This window comes from Rhizobium sp. UBA1881, assembly GCF_002338015.1.
Lineage (GTDB): Bacteria > Pseudomonadota > Alphaproteobacteria > Rhizobiales > Rhizobiaceae > Rhizobium.
Genome location: NZ_DDHH01000087.1, coordinates 1 through 8,082, shown reverse-complemented (window position 1 = coordinate 8,082; position 8,082 = coordinate 1). Strand labels below are relative to the sequence as shown.

5 protein-coding genes are annotated in these 8,082 nt (G+C 63.1%); 1 reads left to right on the top strand and 4 read right to left on the bottom strand.

Going from position 1 to position 8,082, the window contains the following annotated elements:
• Positions 1 to 159 precede the first annotated feature (159 nt).
• The 4 genes from B3605_RS10475 to B3605_RS10460 form a co-directional block, all read right to left on the bottom strand.
• Positions 160 to 825 (bottom strand): OmpA family protein, encoded by a 666-nt coding sequence (locus B3605_RS10475; protein ID WP_018900282.1) that lies wholly within the window; start codon positions 823 to 825, stop codon positions 160 to 162.
• Between the two features lie 180 nt (positions 826 to 1,005).
• Positions 1,006 to 2,001 carry a flagellin gene (locus B3605_RS10470; RefSeq protein WP_112941888.1) on the bottom strand — a complete coding sequence of 332 codons (996 nt, stop codon included), beginning with the start codon at positions 1,999 to 2,001 and terminating at the stop codon, positions 1,006 to 1,008.
• A gap of 267 nt (positions 2,002 to 2,268) precedes the next feature.
• Positions 2,269 to 5,424 carry an efflux RND transporter permease subunit gene (locus tag B3605_RS10465; protein ID WP_112941889.1) on the bottom strand — a complete coding sequence of 1,052 codons (3,156 nt, stop codon included), beginning with the start codon at positions 5,422 to 5,424 and terminating at the stop codon, positions 2,269 to 2,271.
• Positions 5,424 to 6,623, bottom strand: coding sequence for an efflux RND transporter periplasmic adaptor subunit (locus B3605_RS10460; RefSeq protein ID WP_112941890.1), 1,200 nt, complete (start codon positions 6,621 to 6,623; stop codon positions 5,424 to 5,426). The genes B3605_RS10465 and B3605_RS10460 overlap by 1 nt, the downstream gene beginning before the upstream one ends.
• A gap of 352 nt (positions 6,624 to 6,975) precedes the next feature.
• Here B3605_RS10460 and B3605_RS10455 point away from each other — a divergent pair, with 352 nt between their 5' ends.
• Positions 6,976 to 7,797, top strand: coding sequence for an alpha/beta fold hydrolase (locus B3605_RS10455; protein WP_112941920.1), 822 nt, complete (start codon positions 6,976 to 6,978; stop codon positions 7,795 to 7,797).
• The last annotated feature ends 285 nt before the right edge of the window (positions 7,798 to 8,082 follow it).

Here is an 8,082-nt window from a genome sequence, read left to right as displayed (position 1 = left end):
ATCGTCGACAAGATCACCAAGGGCGCGGTCATGCACCCTTGAAGCAATGCCAGGAAAAGTGTGAAGCGGTTTTCCGTCCGGAATTGCGTAATTCAAACTACTATAACGCAAAACGGCCGGGCATCGAGCCCGGCCGTTTTAACTCTCGATCGAGCCTGATCAGCTCTGGGTGATCGGCGCGATCTGGATTTCGACGCGGCGGTTCTGCGAGCGTCCGGCTTCCGAGGCGTTGGAAGCCACCGGCTGCGACGGGCCGAAGCCGACGGCCGACATGCGGCGCTGGTCGATGCCCTGGCCGCCGAGGTAGCCGGCGACAGACTCTGCGCGGCGCTGCGACAGTTCCTGGTTATGCTGCAGGCTGCCGGTCGAATCGGTGTGGCCGTTGACGTCGATCAGCGTGCGGTTGAACTTGCGCAGCACGATCGCCACCGAGTTCAGCGTCGGGTAGAAGCCCGGCTTCACGGCGTCCTGGTCGACGTCGAAGGTGATGTTCGACGGCATGTTCAAGATGATGTTGTCGCCGTTGCGGGTAACGGAGATGCCGGTGCCCTGCAGCTGCGCGCGCAGTTCCGATTCCTGCTGGTCCATGTAGTTGCCGATCGCGCCGCCGGCGAGAGCGCCGACACCGGCGCCGATCAGCGCCGCGTTACGCCGACCGACCGGCGAACCGCCGACGGCGAGACCCGCCAATGCGCCGACGCCGGCGCCGAGCAGCGCGCCGCCCGATGTGTTCGACATCTTCTGCTGGCCCGTATACGGATCTGTCGTCGTGCAGGCGCTGAGGTAGGTCGCGGCAACGGCGAGGAGTATGAATTTCTTGATCATGGACAGGCGTATCTCCAATTCGATGGTGATGCGAGCAGTATTAAGGAATGCGGCAAGAAGATGAAGCGCGCGCCCTGAATACTGGAAAATCGATGGATTGCACAGCCTTAGAGCCGGAACTCCCGAAAAAGTCACCGGCGTCGGCGACGCCGGCGTTGAAATCGCGAAGGCTATGCGGCGTCAGAAGTTCTGGAACAGCTGCCGCACCGTATCGTAGGTGGCGTTCGCGATGTTGAGTGATTGCAGCCCCAGTTGCTCCTGCGTCTGCAGCGCCGCAAGCCGGCTCGATTGCTCCTCCATGTCGGCATCGATCAGCTTGCTCATCCCGCGCGCGAAGGCATCGCCCAGGGTCTGCGCGAAATCGCTCTGCAGGCTGATGCGCTTTTCCAGCGCGCCGAAGGACGAGCCGATCGTCGTCATCTGCCCGAGCATCTTGTCGACGACGGAAACCATTTCATGGACCTCCGCGGTCGTCGTGCTCGACGATATCCCGATCTCGACCTGCCCTGCCGTATTGCCGGCGCTCGCCAGCATCACATAATTCTTCGAGGCACCGGCTTCCGTCGCGAAATACTGCGAGGTCAGCGCGCCATATTCGCCCGAGCCCGTGGTCCGATCGTCGATCAGGTAGCGAGCGTCCTTGGATGTCGTCGCCCCCACCGGCGCGATATCGACCTCATAGCTCAGCGTTCCGATTTCGACGCTTCCATCGGGGTGCCGTGTGAACGACGCCGGGATCTCTCGCGGTTTCGCCGGATCATCGCCATCGTCGATCGCCACCCAATTGTCGTTGTTGAAGCTCGCCGCTGCGGAAACGGAACGAAGCTGATCTTTCAGATGAGTGATATCGAGATTGATCTTGTCCTTGTCGACACCGTCCTCGGTCGCGGCCACGAGCTTGGCCTTGATCTGGCTGACGAGATCGACCGATTCGCCGACGGCGGTATAGGCCGTGTCCATCGTCGCGGCCGCCAACCCCAGCGCGTCGCGCACCGCCGACTGTGCCCTCTGGTCGCTTTTCAATGTCGAGCTGATTGCCCAATAGGCGCCATTATCCGAGGCGCGCTCGACCCGGAGGCCGGTGGAGACCTGCCTCTGGGTCGTCGTCAGTTTATTCCCGGTGTCGCGCAATACATAAAGCGCGGCATCCACCGAAGTGCGCCGATAAATACTCACGGATACAGAACTCCGAACACAACAATACGCAACAGGTACAAATGAACCGGTGCCGCGAACACTCATGTTCGGGGGCGCCAAAACAGCGGCGCCGCGCAGCCTCCAAGAACGCTGGAGGACTATCGGTATCGACAGCAATGATTACGGCTTATGCTTAAAAAACAGCTAAAAGCTGCAATTAATTTAGCGTGTTACGCAACCGATCGGAAACCATACGAGAACGCCGCCCGCAACCGGCCCGAAGGCACGGTCGACAGGCGGCGTTTGTTACTCGGCAGCTTCGAGCTGATCCCGCGCGGCAACGATCTTCGGCCGCTCGGCATGTTCCATCTCCTGATGCAACCGTGCCTCTTCATGCGCATGCGGCTTGGCGAAGCGGGCGATCAGTAGATAGGCGACGGGCGTGATGAACAGCGTCACCAGCGTCGCGAAACCAAGACCGCCGACGATCACCCACCCAAGCGCCACGCGCGCTTCGGCACCTGCGCCATGCGCGAAGACCAGCGGCACGCCGCCGAGGATGGTGGCGATCATCGTCATCATGACGGGACGCAGACGCAGGGCACAGGCCTTCTCGATCGACGCCCTGACCTCCTCGCCCTGATCGCGCAGCTGGTTGGCGAACTCGACGATCAGGATGCCGTTCTTGGCCATGACGCCGACCAGCAGAACGAGGCCGATCTGGCTGTAGATGTTGAGGCTGGAACCAGTGATCACAAGCGCGAAGACCGCGCAGGCAAGCCCCAGCGGCACCGTCGACATGATGATCACGGATGAGAGCATGCTCTCGAACTGCGCCGCCAGCACCAGGAAGATGATGATGATGGCAAAGCCGAAGGTCAGCGCCATGCCGTTGGCGTTTTCTTCCAGCGTCGCCGCTTCCGCAAGCGGCATCAGCCGCGCACCCGAGGGAAGCAGAGGCCCGGCCAGCGTCACGGCCTCTTTCACCGCATCGCCAAGCGACACGCCATCCTTCAGGCCGGCGGTAATCGCCACCGACGCCAGCTGCTGCTCGCGATTGAGCTGCGGCGCCACGGCGCCCTCTTCCAGCGAGGCGATGACCGACATCGGCACGATTTTGCCGTCGCCGGTTTTCAGGAACACGTTCTCCAGATCGGTCGGATCGTCGAGCGGCCGCGTGTTCGAGGTCAAAAGCACCGGATAGGCATCGCCCTTGACGAACACGTCGACCACCGAGCGCCCTTCCAGCAGCGACTGGATGGCGGTCGACAGGCCGGTGATGTTGATGCCGAGATCGGACGCCCGCTCGCGATCGATCGAGATCGACACCTGCGCCTGCGTCGGCTCGTTGGCGAGACGCGGCGTGTCGTATCGTCCGGTCGCGTCAAGCGCCTGCACCAGCTTCAGCGCCGATTGCGTCAGCGCATCGTAGTCGCTGCCGATCAGCGCCATCTGCAACCCGTTGCCGGCGCCGCGAATGCGCAGGCTGTTGGACTGGATGGCATTGCCGCGCAGCGCCGGAACCTTCAACGCGGCGCGATTGATATCGGCGACGATCTCGCCCTGCGTGCGCTCGCGCTCGCCCCATGGCGCCAGCGTCAGCACCATGAAGCCGCTATTGGCCTGCCCGTTCTGGCCCGAGACGGAGAAGACGTTGCGGATATCGCCGCTATCGACCAGCGGCTGCAAATACTCTTCGACCAGTTGCAGCTTGTCGCGCGTATATTCGAGGCTCGATCCCTGCGGCGTCGTCAGCCGCATCATCACCATCGCTCGGTCCTCGTTGGGCGTCAGCTCGCTCTTCACGCCGGTAAAGGCGAAGACGGCGGCACCCGCGAAGATCACCGAGAACACGATGACCACGAAGGGCGCATTCAGGCAGCGCTGCAGGCACCACTCGTAGGCGCTGGAAAACCGGTCGCCGAAGCGGCCGAGCATGCCGTGATCCTCTTTCATCTCCCGGGTCAGCATCCGCGACGCCATCATCGGGCAAAGCGTCAGCGCCACCAGCGATGACAGGCCGACGGAGAAGGCGAGCACGAAGCCGAACTCGCGAAACAGGCCGCCCACCTGCCCCGGCAGGAACGACAGCGGAATGAACACGGCGGCCAGCGTCGCCGTCGTCGCGATAACAGCGAAGAACACCTCGCGCGTACCGAGCACGGCAGCCGCGCGCGGCCCCATGCCTTGTGCCCGCCGTCGCACGATGTTCTCGAGCACCACGATGGCGTCATCGACCACGAGACCGGTCGCGAGCACGATTGCCAGCAGCGTCAGGATATTGATCGAGAAACCGACCATGTAGATCGCCGCCAGCGTGCCGATCAGCGCCACCGGCATGCTCACCGCCGGAATGATCGTCGCCCGCCAATCGCGCAGGAAGAGATAGATGACGGCCGTGACGATGACGGCGGCCAACACCAGCGCCAGCACCACTTCGTGGATGGCGCCCTGGATGAACACCGCGTCATCGCTGGTGATGGCGATCCTGGTACCCTCGGGCAGCGTCTTCGACAGCTGTTCTACCGCGGCCTTGATACCGTTGGAAATATTCAGCGTATTGGACTGCGCCTGGCGGATGACGCCGAGGCCGATGCCAGGCACCCCGTTCGAGCGCAGCGCCGTCTGCCCGTCGCGCGGCCCGAGCGTTACCGTCGCCACATCGCCAAGCCGTACGCGGTCGAGCAACATGACATTGGCGAAATCCTCGGGCTTCTGCAGGCTGGCGGTGGCACGCACCACGATATTCTGCGTCGGGCTCTTCAGCGAGCCGGCCGGCACGTCGAGTGCTGCATTCGACAGCGCATTGGTGAGATCGCCGATCGTCAGTCCGCGGCTCGCGAGCTCCGACTGATCGACATCGACCCGAAACACCTTCTCCTGGTCGCCATAGCTTTCGACATCGGCAACGCCGTCGACGGAGGCCAGCCGGTCGATCACCTCGTTGTCGACGAGCAGCGTCAGGTCGTCCATGTTGAGCTTGGTGGAAGTGACGGCGAGCCGCATGATCGGCTGCGAATCCGAATCCGCCTTGACGATCTGCGGCGCGTCGGCGTCGTCAGGCAGCCGGTCGGTGATCCGTCCGATCGCATCACGCACGTCGTTGGCGGCAACCGCCAGATCCACCGTATCGGAAAACTCCAGCGTCACCCGGCTCTGGCCGAACTGCGAGCTCGACGAGATCGACTTCAGCCCGCTGACGCGCGCCGATGCGCCCTCGATGACCTTGGTCACCTCCTGGTCGATCGTCTGCGGCGACGCGCCGTCGAAGGTGGTGCGCACGGTCACGACCGGCCGGTCGACATCCGGCAGTTCGCGCACCTCGATGCCGACATAGGCCGCCAGACCCGCGACGATCATCAGCGTGTTGAACACCAGGGCCAAGATCGGCCGGCGCACGAAGAGCGCCGTGAACGTCTGCTTGCCCGAAGGCGTGTTGCTGTGGGTGCCGCTCTCGCTCATCAGGTGACGGGCTCCTTGGCCGCCAGTTCGCCCCCTTCGGAGCGCACCGGCCCGCCCTCGCGCACCCGCTGCAGGCCCTGCGTAACGATCAGGTCGCCATTATCCAGGTTGCCCTTGACCAGCACATAGTCGGGATTGCGCTGCACGATGCTGACGCGCACCTTGTGCGACTTCTGCTCGGCCACGCGCCAGACGAAGGAGCCTTGCGAATCCCACTGCACCGATTGCGGATCGACCGCCGGATACTGGTCGCCATCGAACCGCATGCCGACGCTGAACGACATGCCGGCGCGCAGCTCGTCGGCCGCGTTGTTGATCCGCGCCCGCATCCGGAGCGTACGGCTCGCCGGATCGACGCGGTTGTCGATCGCCTCGACGGCGCCCGAAAACACCTGCCCCGGCCGCGCCACCGACGTCGCCTCGACCGCCTGACCGACCTTGACCGTATTGGCGAAACGCTCCGGCACCCAGTAGTCGACGAGGATTTCGGTGCGATCGTCGAGCGTCACGATCGGCGTTGTCGTCGAAACGTTATCGCCGATATTGACGGGCATGATGCCGACGATACCGTCGATCGGCGCCAGGATGTTGCGGCGATCGAGGCTCAGCTGTGCCGCCTGCAATTGCAGCCGCGCGTTCTGCTCGGCGATCTCCTGATCGAACACATCCATGCGCGACACGCTGGACTTGATATTGTTGTAGAGGCTGGACTTCTCGACCGCCGATTTCAGCGCGACTTCGGCCTGCCCCTTGACGATCACCTGCTCTTCGCTGTCGAGCTTGGCGATGATCTGCCCCTGCTTGACCCTGTCGCCCGACTTCACGAGGATTTCGCGGATGAGACCGCTTGCCTGCGGCGTCACCACCACCGAGCGGATCGCGTCCCCCGTGCCGATCGCACCCAGCCGGTCGTTGACGACACCGGGAACCACGGCCTGCGTGACGACAAGCACCGCGCCATTGCGACCGCCGCCGCCGCCATTGCCGCCCCCTGAGCGACGATTGCTCGCCTGCTCGCCGCCTGCTGTAGGCGCCGCCGCACGGCCTGCATTGTCAGGATCGATCGCCTTACCAACAAGAGCTTCGGGAACGCCGGCATTGCGCAGCGTATCGCGCGCACCAGGCACAAAGACAGCCCATCCGGTAACGCCGGCGGCGATAACGATGAGACAGATCGTAAACTGCTTCCAAAATGACATTCACGTCTCCAGAGGGACTCGAGGTTGTCCAGGGTCGATCGAAAGAGGCGCATACGTGGCAAATCGCCGCGCAACGTTAGAATTATTGTCCGATTGCAGGTCAGCGGCAAGCAAATTGGCCGCCCATTACAGCATTGTAATGTCAACTGTTGGTGACCGGCTGATGTCGGTCATCTCGCGCTGACGTTGCCGTCCTCGCAAAAGCGCACGCCCACACGAGCAAATGTCGGCCGGGCCGGCAAATAGTGCTTTCGTTTCTGATCATTCCGATGTTCTCTGCCGTCGCGCAATGGGCCGCAAGCGCGCCCGCCGCTCCATTCATTCAAACGCGAACGCAAAGAGGATGACGAGCATGCCGAAGATCACCACCAAGGACGGAACGAAGATTTTCTACAAGGATTGGGGCACCGGCCAGCCGATCCTCTTCTCGCATGGCTGGCCTCTCTCGGGCGACGCCTGGGAAGCGCAGATGCTCTATTTCGGCCAGAATGGCTACCGCGTCATCGCCCACGACCGCCGCAGCCACGGCAAGTCCTCCCAGACCTGGGACGGCAACAACATGGACCAGTACGCAGACGATCTCGCCGAACTGATCGAAAAGCTCGACCTCAAGAACCTGATCATGATCGGCCACTCCACCGGCGGCGGCGAAGTCGCCCATTATCTCGGCCGCCACGGCACCAAGCGCGTCGCCAAGGTGGTGCTGGTCGGCGCCGTTCCGCCGTTGATGCTGAAAACCGATGCCAACCCCGAGGGCCTGCCGCTCGACGTCTTCGACGGCATCCGCAAGGGCACCGCGCTCGACCGCTCGCAATTCTTCCGCGACCTCTCCATGCCCTTCTACGGCTTCAACAGCGACGGCGCCAAGGTCAACGAAGGCCTGCGCGAGACCTTCTGGCTGATGGGCATGGCCGGCGGCATCAAGGGCGAATACGACTGCATCCATGAATTCTCAGAGGTCGACTACACCGACGACCTCCGCAAGATCGACAAGCCGACGCTGTTCATCCACGGCGACGACGACCAGATCGTCCCCATCGTCGCCGCTGCCCTGAAATCCTCGAAGATCGTCAAGGGCGCCGTGCTCAAGGTCTACGAAGGCTCCAGCCACGGCCTCGCCCAGGTCGAACCGGAACGCTTCAACGCGGATGTGTTGGCGTTCATCAAGGGGTGAGCGGGTCACCGCGCGGTCGCGTGTTGGACGCTTGAGGTTCATCCGCACCGTTGAACTCGCGGAGACGTGCTTAGATCCTCGGCACAAGGCCGAGGATGACGCCGAGCGAGAGGAAAGCGATTTCACATCAATAACTTACCGACGCAAACCCCACCCGCCGCCGTCATCCTCGGGCTCGTTGTGCGGTGATAGGGCCGTGTATGGATGAGGTCGATGCCGAGCTTGAGCAGCCAGACGCGCAGCCGCGTCCACTGGTTGGGGACGCCGGTGCCCCACGGATTGCCG

Excerpts from the sequence above, each read along its gene's own strand:
- B3605_RS10475 (WP_018900282.1), bottom strand. The coding sequence starts at position 825 with ATGATCAAGAAATTCATACTCCTCGCCGTTGCCGCGACCTACCTCAGC.
- B3605_RS10465 (WP_112941889.1), bottom strand. The coding sequence starts at position 5,424 with ATGAGCGAGAGCGGCACCCACAGCAACACGCCTTCGGGCAAGCAGACG.
- B3605_RS10460 (WP_112941890.1), bottom strand. The coding sequence starts at position 6,623 with ATGTCATTTTGGAAGCAGTTTACGATCTGTCTCATCGTTATCGCCGCC.
- B3605_RS10455 (WP_112941920.1), top strand. The coding sequence starts at position 6,976 with ATGCCGAAGATCACCACCAAGGACGGAACGAAGATTTTCTACAAGGAT.